The sequence below is a fragment of the Candidatus Delongbacteria bacterium genome, from assembly GCA_020634015.1.
In the GTDB taxonomy this organism is placed as follows: Bacteria; CAIWAD01; CAIWAD01; order CAIWAD01; family CAIWAD01; genus JACKCN01.
Genome location: JACKCN010000008.1, coordinates 1 through 13,887, shown reverse-complemented (window position 1 = coordinate 13,887; position 13,887 = coordinate 1). Strand labels below are relative to the sequence as shown.

At 63.3% G+C, this 13,887-nt stretch carries 13 protein-coding genes and 1 pseudogene; 4 read left to right on the top strand and 10 right to left on the bottom strand.

All coding sequences use genetic code 11. The features are described 5' to 3' along the window. Positions 1 to 57: 57 nt before the first annotated feature. The 4 genes from H6678_13725 to H6678_13710 form a co-directional block, all read right to left on the bottom strand. Positions 58 to 2,442 (bottom strand): glycoside hydrolase, encoded by a 2,385-nt coding sequence (locus H6678_13725; GenBank protein MCB9474853.1) that lies wholly within the window; start codon positions 2,440 to 2,442, stop codon positions 58 to 60. A gap of 45 nt (positions 2,443 to 2,487) precedes the next feature. Then, positions 2,488 to 3,654, bottom strand: a complete 1,167-nt coding sequence (locus tag H6678_13720; protein ID MCB9474852.1) for an ATP-binding protein — start codon at positions 3,652 to 3,654, stop codon at positions 2,488 to 2,490. Positions 3,655 to 3,881: 227 nt separating this feature from the next. Beyond that, the gene (locus H6678_13715) at positions 3,882 to 4,805 is read right to left on the bottom strand and encodes an ROK family protein (protein MCB9474851.1); all 924 of its coding nucleotides are present in this window, start codon (positions 4,803 to 4,805) and stop codon (positions 3,882 to 3,884) included. Between the two features lie 34 nt (positions 4,806 to 4,839). Continuing rightward, positions 4,840 to 5,823, bottom strand: a complete 984-nt coding sequence (locus H6678_13710; protein ID MCB9474850.1) for a glycoside hydrolase family 130 protein — start codon at positions 5,821 to 5,823, stop codon at positions 4,840 to 4,842. A 189-nt stretch (positions 5,824 to 6,012) separates the two neighbouring features. Here H6678_13710 and H6678_13705 point away from each other — a divergent pair, with 189 nt between their 5' ends. The 4 genes from H6678_13705 to H6678_13690 all read left to right on the top strand — a co-directional run bounded on the left by H6678_13705 (position 6,013) and on the right by H6678_13690 (position 10,979). Next, positions 6,013 to 6,402 (top strand): hypothetical protein, encoded by a 390-nt coding sequence (locus H6678_13705; GenBank protein ID MCB9474849.1) that lies wholly within the window; start codon positions 6,013 to 6,015, stop codon positions 6,400 to 6,402. 206 nt (positions 6,403 to 6,608) lie between these two features. Next, positions 6,609 to 7,421: a hypothetical protein gene (locus H6678_13700; GenBank protein ID MCB9474848.1), complete on the top strand. Its 813-nt coding sequence runs from the start codon at positions 6,609 to 6,611 to the stop codon at positions 7,419 to 7,421. A gap of 11 nt (positions 7,422 to 7,432) precedes the next feature. Further along, positions 7,433 to 9,667, top strand: coding sequence for a TonB-dependent receptor (locus H6678_13695; protein ID MCB9474847.1), 2,235 nt, complete (start codon positions 7,433 to 7,435; stop codon positions 9,665 to 9,667). Between the two features lie 166 nt (positions 9,668 to 9,833). Then, a complete protein-coding gene (locus tag H6678_13690) occupies positions 9,834 to 10,979 on the top strand; it encodes a T9SS type A sorting domain-containing protein (GenBank protein MCB9474846.1) in 1,146 nt (381 codons plus the stop codon). Between the two features lie 3 nt (positions 10,980 to 10,982). On the opposite strand, the gene H6678_13685 is transcribed toward H6678_13690, so the two are convergent. The 6 genes and pseudogenes from H6678_13685 to H6678_13660 all read right to left on the bottom strand — a co-directional run bounded on the left by H6678_13685 (position 10,983) and on the right by H6678_13660 (position 13,734). After that, positions 10,983 to 11,345 carry a PIN domain-containing protein gene (locus H6678_13685; protein ID MCB9474845.1) on the bottom strand — a complete coding sequence of 121 codons (363 nt, stop codon included), beginning with the start codon at positions 11,343 to 11,345 and terminating at the stop codon, positions 10,983 to 10,985. After that, positions 11,342 to 11,542: a type II toxin-antitoxin system VapB family antitoxin gene (locus tag H6678_13680; protein MCB9474844.1), complete on the bottom strand. Its 201-nt coding sequence runs from the start codon at positions 11,540 to 11,542 to the stop codon at positions 11,342 to 11,344. Before H6678_13680 ends, H6678_13685 begins: the two co-directional genes overlap by 4 nt. A gap of 131 nt (positions 11,543 to 11,673) precedes the next feature. Next, positions 11,674 to 11,964, bottom strand: coding sequence for a helix-turn-helix domain-containing protein (locus H6678_13675; protein ID MCB9474843.1), 291 nt, complete (start codon positions 11,962 to 11,964; stop codon positions 11,674 to 11,676). Further along, a pseudogene (locus tag H6678_13670) lies at positions 11,961 to 12,274 on the bottom strand (type II toxin-antitoxin system RelE/ParE family toxin). The gene H6678_13675 and the pseudogene H6678_13670 overlap by 4 nt, the downstream one beginning before the upstream one ends. Before the next feature lie 792 nt (positions 12,275 to 13,066). After that, positions 13,067 to 13,390: a helix-turn-helix domain-containing protein gene (locus H6678_13665; GenBank protein ID MCB9474842.1), complete on the bottom strand. Its 324-nt coding sequence runs from the start codon at positions 13,388 to 13,390 to the stop codon at positions 13,067 to 13,069. Further along, positions 13,390 to 13,734, bottom strand: a complete 345-nt coding sequence (locus tag H6678_13660) for a type II toxin-antitoxin system RelE/ParE family toxin (GenBank protein MCB9474841.1) — start codon at positions 13,732 to 13,734, stop codon at positions 13,390 to 13,392. Before H6678_13660 ends, H6678_13665 begins: the two co-directional genes overlap by 1 nt. Positions 13,735 to 13,887: the final 153 nt, after the last annotated feature.

Below are 13,887 nucleotides of genomic sequence, written 5' to 3'. Positions count from 1 at the left end.
CCTCAGGAGTGCCAAAGTTCCGGTTCGGTCAAACATTGCACCGCTATTGAAGATCTCTCAGTTCGGCCCAGCCGAATGGCGCAGCATGGCAAGCTCCTGGTCCAGCTTGCGCAATTCCTGCTGAGCCTGGACTGGTGTCGTCAAGCCCGCTCCCCAACCCAGCACGAAGCGGAAGCCATGGAAGCCTCCCAGATCGGCGTTGAAATTGGTTTCCCAGTAATTGCTCATCAGCCAGGCGTGCAATTCGGTTGGCGGAGTGGGTGCCGCAGGGTCATGCAGACGCCGCTCGCCGTACTCCAGCGGTCCGGTCTGCAGCAAGGGCGAGTCGGGCATGCTCAGCGCCAGACCAGCCTCTGTGCCACACAGCGCGAAGCCACCTTGCAGGCAGAACCAGTCCTGAAGTGTGCCGGGCAGCTGGTCGATCCCGGGTCGCAGCATGCCGCCCGCCTTGTCAACCCAGAGCACGGAGTGGCCTCCCGGACAGGCAAAGGGCAGGGCCAGGTACAGATTCTCGGGTTCCCAGTTGCTCTGCTTGTGCAGGCGCAGCTCGATGTCCAGCCGCGGCCAGGCTTGCCAGAGCCGCAACTGCAGTCGCACCGTGCCACAGCCGGCGCAGGCATATTCGAGCTCGATCTGGTGATACAGCGGCCCACGCTCCTCGTCCAGAAACCGCTGCAGGGTTGCCGAAGAACGAATCACATCGGGATTCTTGCGGTTCAGGCCCATGCGCGAGCGCACCCCGCAGATCGATTCCCCGTCCGCGGGTGGACTCAGTTCATGGATCAGAGTGAAGGGCGCCCAGCGACGCTCTGGGTCCAGCAGGCTGGCGCCCGTGGCGTCCTCGAAGGCCACGATGCCCTCTCCCGTCTGCCACGAGAGACGCCCGTGAGGGCTGGTGAGCGTTCCGGAGTTCCGTGAATCCGGCGTCGCGGGCTTGGCTTCCGGCGTCCCCAGTGCGGGGCTCGAACCCTGGGGCAGCAACTCAAGGTCTCTGCGCTCGCCCGGGGCCAGACTCAGGGCCACCGTCCAGCGCGCAGCCCCGGGGATGAATTCCCGCTGACAGTCCAGCTCCTTGCCCGTGATCCGGTCGATGACCCGGGCTCCGCGGTCCAGATGACGCTCGTGATACTCGTAGTGTCCCACATCCAGGTTGGCCGGGCCATCGAAATCCAACGTGGAGCTGTTGAGTGCGGTCCAGACCAGAGGCCGTCCCGCGGCCAGGGGCGCATCGCCCAGTCTTTCGCGGACGAGGGCGAGCCGGTCTTCGACCCATTCCAGTGCCCGGGCCGCGCAAGCGGCCTTGATGCCCGCGATGCCCTCCACCAGCGGGTGCCAGGGCTGGCTCATGGCGTCGCTGTGGCTGCAGGTGTGCTCGGCGTACAGGGCCAGCAGCTCGTCCAGTTCGTGCGTGTCACAGGCAGGCGCGTCCGGCAGCTGCGCTTCCAGCTCCCGCAGGCGCACGCGCTGGCGCTGGGCCTGGCGGAAGAGGCGGGTGGCCGCGGGGGCCGCCACCACTCCGTCGCTCCACCAGTCGGGCCAGTCGCCTTCGAAGACCGGAATGGGGTCAGCCGAGGCCCGCAGTTCCTTGAAGAACTCTCCCAGGGTGACCAGGCGCACGGGATACTGTTCTCCGTGGCGCTGGTTCCAATCCGCGAGGCGCTGGATCACGCCTTCGCCGGGCGGGCCGTTGTCGGTGCGCAGCCCCGAGATCATCAGGGGCAGAAAATCCCGGGTGTAGCCGTCGTCACGCAGGCGCTGCACCAGACGGGGAATCCGCCGCTCCGCCAGTAGTTCCGTGCGGTGGAACACGGTATACGCGTCGCACTCGTCCTTGATCAGATAGGAAGCGCCCGCGTCGGGCATCAGACCCAGCTCGTTGCCGAAGTGGTAGTGCTCGCCGTTCCAGACCAGCAGGTCGCGCCCATCGGGCTGTCGCCAGCGGAAGGCCATGTGCCGCTTCAGGGGAAACATGCCGTGGTGGGTGTGGATGCAGGTGAAAAGATTCTGGATGCCGTGATCCAGCAGGGCCGTGGCCAGACCACGGCCGTGCCCGTTGATGTCGGCGGTCATCGCCGAGTCCAGCGGCAGGTCGTGCGCATCGGCGAAGGTTCGGGCGCGCCCGGTGACGCTGCGCAAAAGGGGCAGATCGGCCAGTTCGCTGAAGTTCAGGTAGCTGCCCGAGAGCCCGATCACACCCTCGCGGATGGCATGCAGCAGCCGCTCGCGACCCGCGGAGTCCTCAAGCCTCCAGTACTGCTCGATGGCCCAGAAGGTCTCGCTGGTCCAGCGGAAGCCGGCGTCCGGGTGGCGCTGGTGAATCTCGAGCGCCTGACGCAGAAAGCGCGCATGCGCATGGGCGATGGTCGGCTGCAGCGCCGTGTACCCCACATCCGTGTGGGAGTGCTGGATCAGCAACAGGGTGAAAGGTGGCGTGTGAGTCATGAGACCTCGTGTGGCGAAGGACTCCGCTACATGGGACAGTTCCTGTCAGTCCGGGCCGGGACTGTCGAAACCTCCAGGAATGGTGATGAACTCAAGATAGTCCTGAGGATGGATCACACGATACCCAGCTCCCGGATAAGCGTCTTGCCAGGCCCGGGGTGCGCGCTCGTGGCCGGGTTTGCCCCATTTGAATTCCCAACCGGAAAGCTGCCCGCCCTCTTCTTCCACCAGGTCGATTTCCTGACGATCGTGGGTTCGCCAGAACCAACGATTCGCGAACCGGCGCTCGTATTCAAGCCGTTTCATCCGTTCCAGCATCAGGTAGTTTTCCCAGAGGGCTCCCACATCGTCTCGCAGGGGAGGAGGATTGAAATTGCGGATCAGCGCGTTGCGCACACCATTGTCCACGAAGTACCAGCGTGAGGTCTTGCTGATTTCCTTGCGCAGGTTCCTGCTGAATCCTCCCAGGCGCATCACGACAAAACACTGCTCCAGCAGGTCCAGATAGCGTTCCACCGTATTGCGCCCCAGGCCCAGCTGACGGCCCAGTTCTTCAAGGGAAACCTGCCGGCCGATCTGCATCGCCAGAAGCTGCAGGAGTCGTGCCAGCTTGTCGGCACGCCGCAGACCATCGTACTGGAGAATGTCCTTGAAGAGGTAGGCGTTGACCAGCTCCAGCAGCAGTTCTCGCTGTTGCTGTTCGCTGGGCGCGGTCACGATCTCGGGGTATCCACCGTATACAAGGCGGGTCCCCAGAAGATTGCTTGTCTGGATACTGCTTTCCATCGGTGCCAGTTCACACTGTGCCAAGGGATAAAGGGTCAGTCGTTGACTGCGGCCGGTCAGCGGCTCCCCCGTGCGACGGCCCAGATCGAAACTTGAGGACCCCGTCGCCAGAACGGCCAGGTTGGGTTGTGTATCCACCAGCAGTTTGAGGATGGCACCCACATCCGGCACCGTCTGTGCTTCGTCCAGAACCAGCAGGGTCGCGTCCCCGACCAGTGCCTGCAGATTCTTTTCACTGCGGGATGCCAGGGCCTGCTGAACGGACAGATCATCCCCGTTCAGCGAAAGGCTGGAACCTGGCCAGCTTGCCTGAAGATGTCGGCTCAACGTTGTCTTGCCGGTCCGGCGAGCACCCATCAGGAGCAGCACCTTGCCCGGCAGCAACCTGTCCCGGGCGGCTGCAAGCAGATGTCTCGGAATCTCCATGAAGCCTCCGGTCGTACATGCACGAATTGCTTTCACGAACGGAAGCAAATGTATTGATTTGCTTCCACACGTGGAAGCAAATAGATCGAATTGCTTCCGCGCAAAAGACGCCCAGGGTCCTGGATTCTGGAGATCCTGCTGCCAGCAGAATCAAACTTCTGCCATAAGTTCAATGAATTGAAATGCTTGGAAAACGGTTCGCAAGAGACGCGGTCAAATGGACTCGCTCAGGGAGTATCGGATAGGTTCCTCGCCGCCAAGCCCAGCTCGGCCAGGCCCAGCAGGGCAGCATGGGCGCCCTTGAACGCGCTGGTGCGCAGCTCGACCCGGCCGCGCAGCACGGGCAGCATGCGGGCTTCCATGGTGGCACGGGCAGGGCCCAGCAACAGCTCGCCCGCGGCGGCCAGCCCGCCACTGATCACGAAGGCCGCGGGATCGAGGATCGCGGCCAGCTCGGCCAGCGCCACTCCCAGGGTTTCCCCCGTGATGCGATAGGCGTCCAGCGCGAAGATCTCGCCCGCGTTGGCGTCGTCCTGGAGGGAGCGCGCGCTGAAGGGCTCGACACAGCCCAGTTCCAGCGCGGTCTGGTGCAGCCCGCTGGCCGAGACATAGCGCTCCAGGCAGCCCTGGCGTCCACAGCCGCAGAGGCGCCCGCCGGGGTGCACGATCAGGTGCCCGATTTCCCCGGCGAAGCCGCGCGCGCCCAGCACCAGCTTGCCGTCGCAGATCAGGCCCCCGCCCAGCCCCGTGCCCAGGGTCAGCTGCACGAAGTCGCTCAGTCCGTGACCCGCGCCGTGGGTCGCCTCGCCCCACGCCGCCGCGCTGGCGTCGTTGTGGATCACGGCCAGGCATCCGGGGCAGACCTCACCCACCAGAGCACGCAGGTCCACATCTCCCCAGGGCAGGTTGGGCGGACTCTGGATCCAGCCGCTGCGGGCATCGGCATTGGGTGCGCCGATCGAGATGATCTCCGGTCGTGGCACCCCACAGGAGGCGGCCCAGGCCAGGCAGCGCTCCAGCAGCACACGCGGGCCATCTTCCGCGCCGGTGGGCAGGCTGTGTCCGTGACGCAGGATGCAGCCGGAGTCGAGCAGTCCCATGGCGGTGTTGGTGCCGCCGATGTCCAGCGCGAGAATTCTCGGGTTCGTCATGAATCCACCACAGTAAAGAGTCGGTCAATGTCGATCATGCAATCGGCCCGCAGGCCTCCACCAGCTCGCCCACCGTGCAGCGGGCATGCCCGACGCAGGTGTCGGCGGCTCCGTAATACACGCTGATTTCGGCATCGGGCGGCGCGCAGCCGTCGGTATCCTGGTGAGACACGGTCCAACCCGATGGAAAGACCACATTGGGCACCTGGCCCACCAGTTCCCAGGGCTCGCGCGGCTCGAGAATGTTCTCGCGGCAGCGGGCCAGCACCCGGGTGGGATTCTCGCGGTCCAGCAGCGCCACCCCGGCCTGATAGATGCCGGCGGCCCCGAAATGGGTGGCCACACCGTGGTACATCAGCAGCCAGCCCTCGCGCACTTTCAGCGGGGGCGGTCCGGCCCCGATGCGCTCGTCCCAGTAATGGGGCCGGCCACTGAAGAGCACGCCCTCTTCGCGCCATTCACGCAGGTCCGTGGAGCTCAGGGCGCGAATGCTCTCGCCGCTGGCCGGTTCGCCGGGAGTCTGGGCGCGATTGGGACGATCCAGCAGCCAGATCCGTCCGCCGATGCGCTCGGGAAAGAGCACGCCGTTGCGGGTATCCTCGTCGCCGGTCAGCCCCACCAGCTCCAGCTCTTGCAGGTCGTGACCGCGGGCGATCGCCAGGCGACCTCCCCGATCGGTGTCCAGCGCCAGCACGACCAGCAGCTCGCCTTCGAGCCGCGTGATGCGCGGGTCATAGATATGGAAGACCTGCCCCGGAATCCGCTCCAGTCCACGCAGGCGCACAGGGTCGGGAGAGATGTCGAATGCTTGGCCGGGCCGCGCGTTTGCCCGCAACAGCGCCGTCTCGCGCCCGCGGCTCTGCACGCGCAGCAGCAGCACGGTGGAGCCGTCGTCCAGCCGGATCGCTCCGGGATTGAACACCGAACTGGCATCCTGCAGAAAAGAGGGCAGCCCCGGCGGCAGCTGGGCAGGACTCAACAGGGGGCCATGCCCGGAACGGCGCAACTGGGTGAGCATGAACACTCCTCGCTGATGGCCGGACAGTCCGTCGATGGGTGAGTTGCGGACGCCGGGTGCGCGCAAGGTATCAAAGCTCTTGACGGGCTGTGGTGGGTCAACGGGAGGCGATGGTTGATTCTCCTGCGGTGTCTGAGTAAACTGCAGCCGCTTTGCGGGCCGTGCCCGTTGCCAAAGGAGTCCAACACCGTGCCGATCCGCTCGATTCTGCGCATCCTGTTCCATTGTCTGCTGCTGGTGTGCTTCGGCCTGCAGCTGGGCAACACGGGGCTGCCGCGAGTCTCGATTCACCACGGTACTCAGGCCGGGATGCCGCACTGCAACTGTGGCTGCGCCTGCAGCCAGCACCCCGATGCAGCCGATTCCTGCCTCAACCCGCGCAATCTTCACGAGATCAGCTGCGGATGCCAGAAGGCGCACACACGCGAGTTCGAGAGTCCCGCGCCAAGCTATTCCGCCATGCTGCTGCCCGCTGCCGGGCCCGCCCTGGCTGCCCCGCGGAGCACACGGTTCGAGTTTCCATCCAGCGCCAATCATCTTTCACGCGCGTTGCCCGCGCAGCCCTCACCGCCCTCCTGATCCCCCTTTCCACACCATGGTTCTGACTTGACCGGTTTCCTGCGTCAGCGCGGATCGTCGGATGGCTCTCCGCGTTCGTGACGCCATTTCCACGCCGGTTGGATCGAAACGATTCGCACATGGCACCGCGATGGATGCGGCAGGTTCGCGCCTGACGCCCGCGCGGCTGCCTGCACTCCCCTTCTCTCTGGAAAGGAACACCTCCCATGTACCCTCTGATTCTGCGTCTGTTGCCACTTCTTTCTCTGGGCATGCTCTTTCAGGCCTGCGATTCCGACGACGATCCCGCAGCCAGCAGCAATCCTCTGGACGAACTGACCATGGTGGCCGACACCACACTGGGCAGCGACACATTCGCCTGCTACACGACGGACGCCCTGGGCACCGGTGACAACGAGTTGACGATCCGCATCCTGCACGAGGGCCAGCCGTTGACGGGTGCCAGTCTGACCCTGATACCCATGATGCACATGAGCGAGATGCAGCACAGCTGTCCGGTGGGGGCCATGGAAGAACTGGCCGACCATCCGGGTCTCTACCGGGGCCGTGTGATGTTCATCATGGCCTCGGGACCCATGGGCACCTGGGATCTGGGCCTGCAGCTGGACCCCGCGACCGGCGACCCCGTGGAATTCGCGTTCCCCGCGGTGACCGTGCACAGCACGCCCTGGCAGAAAAGCTTCACCCATGTGGCCAACGGCGATACGGTCGGCTACTTCATTTCGCTGGACGGACTGGAGCACCCCATCGTGGGGCAGAACCCGGTGACCCTCTGGGTGGCGAAGCGCGCGAGCATGATGTCCTTTCCTCCCGTGGAGAATCTGACGACCACGCTGACCACGCTGATGCCCTCGATGGGTCACGGGAGCAATGGAAATGTGGCCCCCGTGCATCTGGCCGCAGGTCGCTATGACGGTGTCGTCGGACTGAACATGACCGGTGACTGGCAGCTCACATTCACATTCGAAGACAGTCAGCTGGGCCAGATTGGCAACGCCGTGTTCACTTTCGAATTCTGAGGCGACGGACGATGAAACTCCCACTGCATGGGTGGGCTCCGGTGCTGGCGGCGTGGCTTCTGGCCGCGCCGCCCAGCCCAGGCTCCCCAGTTGTTCGCGGCCAGATCCTGGACGCTCGCGATGCCCGTCCGATCACTGGCGCACACCTGATCTGGCCCGGCAATCAACCCGCGGGCAGCACCGGAGACGATGGGCGATTCGTGCTGGAGATTCCTCCAGGCACCGACCATCTGCTCGTGACCCATATTGCCTATGCGAGCCGGAGTCTGCCCTTGCCCGCGATGGGTGACACGATGCGGATCCGGCTGGAGCCCCGGTTGCTCAGCCTGGAGACTCTGGTTGTGATGGGCCCGGCGCCAGGTGCCGAGGAATCCCGCTTCCAGCAGGAACGACAGCGGGCATTCACCACGGAGCAGGCCCTGGAGCAGGTGGAAGGCATCAGTCTGATCCGCCGTGGGGCGTTTGCCCCGGACCCCGTGATCCGCGGGCTGAGTGCGTCACGCCTGCAGTTGCGCGTGGACGGCATGGTGGTGCACGGGGCCTGCACCGACCGGATGGACCCGGTGACCAGCTATCTGGATCTGGAAGCGGTGGACCGGGCAATCGTGCGACAGGGCGGTTTCGACAGCCGACTGGGCAGCAGCATGGGTGGCAGCATCGAGCTGCATCATCTGCCGGCGCACTTCAGTCCCGAACCCCTGTTGCGTCACCATCTCAGCCTGGGGGCCGCCGATGCGCTGAACCGGGCGGGCAGCTCCCTGGCCATGGAGCTGAGCCGTCCGCGCAGTGCGCTTCGCATCCACTCCTCCTTTGAGGAAGCGGGAAACTATCTCAGCCCCGAGGGCGAGGAGCCCCACAGCGGTCATCGCAGGGTGGATGCCTACGCCAGTCTGCGCCTGCGTCCGTCCACACGAAGCGAACTGGATCTGCTGCTGCAGGGTGACGACGGCTGGGACATCGGATATGCCGCCCTGCCCATGGATGTGGGGCACGCCAGATACCGTGCGGCGGTCCTCAGCGGCAGGCATGCTCTGCCGAATGCCCTTCCGGCGACACTGGAATGGAAGCTGTATCACAACCGAGTGGATCACTGGATGGACGACAGCGGCCGGGACGAGCTACTCATGGGCATGCACATGGACATGCCGGGCCATACCCGCAGCAGCGGAGCCAGTCTGCAGGCAATGGGCGCGGCGGGCGGAGCGAGGCAGTTGACTCTGAGGCTGGAAGTACTGAACACGCACGCCCATGCGGACATGCTGATGCGCCCCGCGAATGCGACCCCGATGTTCCTGCTCACCTGGCCGGACGTGCGCAATCAAAGTGTGGCACTGTGGGCGGAACTGCTGCAGGTGCGCGGAACGCTGCGTGCCAGCATCAATGGCCGGCTGGAACTGGCCCGGATGGAGGCCCTGAACAGCCAGGGTGTGCGCCAGCTGCAGCTCAGCCAGCCCGGAGCACCTTCGAGGCGCAGCGACTGTCCCGCCAGTCTGGGGCTGGTTCTGGACTGGGAAGTGCAGCCAACCCTGGAAACGGGTCTGAGCCTGGGCTGGAGTCAGCGGGCGCCCAGCACGACAGAAGCCTTCGGCTACTACCTGTATGTCGCGTCCGATGGCTACCTCCACTCGGGCGACCCATTGCTCAAGCCAGAACAGAGCGTGCAACTGGAATGGCGTACCGCGTGGAAACCCGGGCCACTGGACATCCGGCTCACTGCCTGGCGCAGCGAAATGCTGAACTGGATCACAGGACTGCCCGATCCCGGGGAAGTGCCCGTGCCCTTCGCCCGTGGCTGGAAGCGCAGTGCCAACAGTGGTCGTGCCCACCTGCAGGGTGTCGATCTGCATCTGCGACGCGAGTTGCTTGCTCACTGGAATCTTCAGGGCAGCGGAACTCTGCAGCGTGGCTGGCGTGATGAGGATGGCGACCCCCTGCCCGACATGACTCCGTTGAGTGGCCGGATCTCGCTGAATCATGAGCGGACACGCTGGAGCTGGCTGCTGGAGTTGCGGGGTGCGGGCGCGCGCGACCACCCCAGCCGATTGGGGCAGGAAGACCCACGCCCCGGATTCGCGGTCCTGCAAAGCCGCGTTGATCTGAAGGCCAGTTCCCGACTGCATCTGTCACTTGCGGTGGACAATCTTCTCGATCGCCGCTATCAGGAAGCCACGGACTGGGGCAGCGCCCTGCGCCCGGGTCGCACGCTGCATATCCGGCTGGAATACAGCGGCAGCAGCACACTCTGATCCGCCGCAAGGTCTCCTTCTGCCCCTTCGTCGGACCACTTCGGCACGCCGACAAGCCATACGTGGCTTCCGGCTGGCAACAGACATTGTGCAACACCTTGTTCGTGCGAGACGCGGAAACATGACATGGTTTCCTGAACCGTCCGTCCACACACAGGAGTCGCACATGCCTTTCAGCCTCAAGGAAGCCCTTCGGCTTCTGTTTTCAGTATGTCTGATCGCCAATGCCCGGGCCCAGACCGTCGAGACCGTCGTTCCCGGGTCCCAGCCCTTCAACGATGGCCTGGCGCTGGATGCCCAGGGCAATGTCTACGCATCCTGGTACTACGGGACGGTGGTCACGAAGATCACTCCGGACGGGGTGGTGAGCGAATTCGCCGACAGCCTGGACTGGCCCAACGGCATCAGCTTCGACCATGAAGGCTACCTTCTGGTGCCCAACGCCCACGGAAACACCGTGATGCGCGTGAGCCCCGAAGGCAACAACAGCCTGCTGGTGGAGAGCATCAGCGGCCCCAGCGGCGTGCTTGAGCTGGATGACGGCAGCCTGCTGATCGCCCAGTACTCGCAGCACAAGATCAGCAAGCGCCTGCCCGACGGCACCCTGATCGACTGGATGGTCGGCCCGCCCGCCAGCAGCCCGGTGGGGCTGCAGAAGGACGCCGAGGGCAATGTCTACATCGGCAACTTCGACAACGGCACCATCATCAAGGTGCTGCCCGATGGCAATGTCAGCACCATCGCCGACATCCCGGGCTGGCTGGGCTTCATCGCGCTGGGCGGGGACTACATCTACGCGACGGCTTTCCAGCGCCAGAAGATCTACCGGGTGGCGCTGGACGGCAGCGGAGCCGAGGTCTGGGCCGGGTCGGGCACTCAGGGACAGGCCGATGGCCCCATCGAGACGGCCACTTTCAGCAGCCCCAACGGCATCGTGGCCAGCGCCACGGGCGACACACTGTACATCTCGGACTACGCCCCGCGCAGCCTGCGGCGGATCACGGGCGTCAACAGCCAGACCTGGCTGCCCGCCCCCGAGGCGAACCCCCGCGGCATGCTGCTGCAGCCGAGTTTCCCCAACCCCTTCAACCCCAGCACCGTGATCCCCTTCCGTCTGGAGCGCGACGGACGCGTCTCGCTCTCGGTCTACAACCTGCTGGGCCAGCCCGTGCGCCGCCTGGTGGACGGCCCGCTGCCGGCGGGCGAGCACCAGGTCACCTTCGATGCGGCGGGGCTTGCGGGGGGTGTGTACATGGTAGGACTGGAACAGGCGGGCGAAAGGCAGACACGCTCGGTGGTGCTTTTGCCCTGAGGTCTACATTGAACCAGCCGATCCAAGCCGTGTTGCTGCCCGGGCTAGCGTCCTGTCCCGGGTCAGCAGTTGACACCCCGTCAGCTGCGCCGAGGCCAGAAGGCTCACATCCACCCAGCCAAGGCCCAGACCGAACAGCTTTGCAGTTTCAAGAAAATGGAGCGTTTCGTCGGTCTCCGTCGTGCGCGCTTGAGGGAGTGTCTTCAGCAAGCCAAGCAGTTCCTGCCGATTGCGCAGGTTGCCACAAGCGAGCTCACCCAGGACCAGTGGATGACCCAATACCAGCCCTGAATTGAGCAGTTCCACCAACTGCTCGTCGCCCTGGCGGAGATGGTCGATCCAGATGGATGTATCCACCAGAATCACGCGGGGCTTCCGGAGCGCCTGCGTGAAGGAGCCAACGCGTCCGGTTCGGATCCTCCAAGGGCCGCCAGGCGGCGTGCACTTTCAAGGGAGATCAAGGCTTCCAGCCCCAGACGCACCAGGGACGTTTTCTCGCGGATGCCCGTCAGCCTGGAGGCCTGTTCCAGAAGCTGGCTGTCGATGTTCAGGGTCGTTCTCATATGCATGTATATGCCTTTCCAATGCATACAGCTCAAGTGATTTCTGACTGCGCCTGATTTCTCACGACCCAATCCGGAAATGCAGTATCAGGCCGACATTGTATTGGCTGGACAGATGCTTGTTCTGGTCGTCACGATGCCAGCGCAGCCGCGACGATTTCAGGATGCTTGGCCGCGACCTTCAACAAAGCCATTGCGGGTCCATCGGGTATTCTTCGTCCTTGCTCCCAGTTGCGCAGGGTGCCCACACTGACACCGATCATCTGGGCAAACTCAGGTTGGGATTTGCCCAATCGAGCACGAATCGACTTGATGTCCACCGGCTTGAATGTGTGCACGCGCGATGGCCGAGCTTCCCCGCGACGGATCTCGCCTGCTTGCTGGACACTCAGGACCAGTTCTTCGAAATCACCCTTCTTCATTCAAGTCCCTCCCGAATCAGGATTCGGAGAATGCCCAGCTGCGACGCACTCAGCTCTTCCTGTTCGTTCTTGGCGTAGATCAGAAGCAGATAGACTGTTTGCTGGTCTTTGGCCCAGTAGTAGATCACGCGAACTCCACCCCGCTTGCCACGGCCGGATCCAGACCACCGGAATTTGCGGAGTCCACCGGAATCCTGAATCAACTTGCCCCGCTCGGGCGCAAGCAGCAATGCAATCTGAAGTGCCCGATAGTCATCTTCATCATTGCTTTCAAGCGGCGAGTGAAAACCGGGGTTTCTACGAACCGCATGGCGAATGGTAAGTCATTGGCGCAGGATGTCCAATCGCAGAGTCACGTTGAAGAATTCCATTCCCGGTCGGGCCCTCTCCATCGGAAGTGGCCACAGACGTATCACAGTCTTCAAACTGGCCGCTAGAGTATGGAATCGCTTGCCATGTACACAATGCCAGGCTGATGAAGGACTTGATCTTCATTGGTGGGATGTCAGGAATACTTGACGTCTTGGTATACTGCGCCCAATGTGGCACTCCTCGGATGAGCAATCAGGTTGCGGGGCGAGTATCGGCGAGTGATGAATGTTCTGATTGTGCTGTCGGATTGGAGTTGAGGATCTTGCCGACCACGCCACGACTGCTTGCTTGAAAAACTGGACACCCACTTCTGGAAGAATTGAGCAATGATGAATAGCGCCTTGACGTCATGACATCAGAGCGTCAACCTCGGCCAGGAGGATTCAATCCAGGAGCATCCCGACAAAGCGCTCTAGGATCTGATGGCCCATGGCAAGCTACAGGTTTGTCTTCCGCCAGTCCGTCGCCAAGGATCATAGAGCGTTTCCCAAGCGAGATGTCGCACGGATCCTCGAACGCATCGCCCCCCTGACGGAGAGCCCGCGAGGACCGGGGTGTGAGCGACCGTCGGGACAGGATCGCTGGCGTATTCGCCAGGGCCAATACCGAATCATCCACAGATCAGAAGCTGTTGGTGATCGTCGTCAGAGTGGGCAACAGGAAGAATGTGTATCGCAGTCGTTGACGCGAGCAGGTTCGGAACTCGCGATGGACGGAGCATCGTCCCGGATCACGAAGTCTTGCGGCTCTTCAGGAATCGGGCGATCTGGTCCTGCGATGCCCCCAGAGCCAGTACGGTGCGGATCAGCAGGTCCATGGATACGCCGGGATCACCGGCCTCCATCTTGGCGATGCGGCTTTGGCTGGACTGGATCTGCCTGGCGAGAGCCAACTGCGTCAAGCCGCCTGCCTGCCTCAACTCCCGCACCTTGCTGCCCAGAGATAATTTCATCGCGATGAATGCGGAGTCGGCGGGTTCCAGACCCAGGAAGTCCGCTGCGTTGCCGGTCTTCCATCCTGCGGCTTCAAGTCGCTTTTTCTTTCGCGTGTCCATCAGTCACCCCTGCTGATTCTGTCGTACTCCGCGAGTCGCTTGCGCGCCAGAGCAAGTTGTGCTCTTGGTGTCACTTGGGACTTTTTGGCAAAGATTCGAACAAGAATGACCGCATCCTCGTCAAGTCGGTATATCATTCGCCAGGTCTTGTTCTCATCGACGATCCGAAGCTCTTGACAGTGCCTTCCGATCGAAGGCATCGGCCTGGACTGAGGCAGCCCAAGCAGTTGCCCGGATTGCAGCAATCTGAGCAGATAGCCCGCTTCGATCCTCGCAGCTTTGGTGAACGGCGGCGATTTCAGCTCGCCATCCAGCCAGATCAGTGGTTTCTCCGGTCGACTCAAGGGCTGATGATATGTCTATCTCGACATACTCGCAAGTGCTTTCCTTCCGCAGTCATTCTTCATGATTGGTGCAGTCAACTCGCCTGAGTGATCACCCAGGGCTTGATGCTGGACTGGAGCGTGTCGGCAAGCTTTTCCTGCGCCAGTTCAAGA

Coding starts and splice junctions, on each gene's coding strand:
- H6678_13725 (MCB9474853.1), bottom strand. CDS start 2,442: ATGACTCACACGCCACCTTTCACCCTGTTGCTGATCCAGCACTCCCAC.
- H6678_13715 (MCB9474851.1), bottom strand. CDS start 4,805: ATGACGAACCCGAGAATTCTCGCGCTGGACATCGGCGGCACCAACACC.
- H6678_13665 (MCB9474842.1), bottom strand. CDS start 13,390: ATGGACACGCGAAAGAAAAAGCGACTTGAAGCCGCAGGATGGAAGACC.
- H6678_13710 (MCB9474850.1), bottom strand. CDS start 5,823: ATGCTCACCCAGTTGCGCCGTTCCGGGCATGGCCCCCTGTTGAGTCCT.
- H6678_13720 (MCB9474852.1), bottom strand. CDS start 3,654: ATGGAGATTCCGAGACATCTGCTTGCAGCCGCCCGGGACAGGTTGCTG.
- H6678_13680 (MCB9474844.1), bottom strand. CDS start 11,542: ATGAGAACGACCCTGAACATCGACAGCCAGCTTCTGGAACAGGCCTCC.
- H6678_13695 (MCB9474847.1), top strand. CDS start 7,433: ATGAAACTCCCACTGCATGGGTGGGCTCCGGTGCTGGCGGCGTGGCTT.
- H6678_13690 (MCB9474846.1), top strand. CDS start 9,834: ATGCCTTTCAGCCTCAAGGAAGCCCTTCGGCTTCTGTTTTCAGTATGT.
- H6678_13700 (MCB9474848.1), top strand. CDS start 6,609: ATGTACCCTCTGATTCTGCGTCTGTTGCCACTTCTTTCTCTGGGCATG.
- H6678_13675 (MCB9474843.1), bottom strand. CDS start 11,964: ATGAAGAAGGGTGATTTCGAAGAACTGGTCCTGAGTGTCCAGCAAGCA.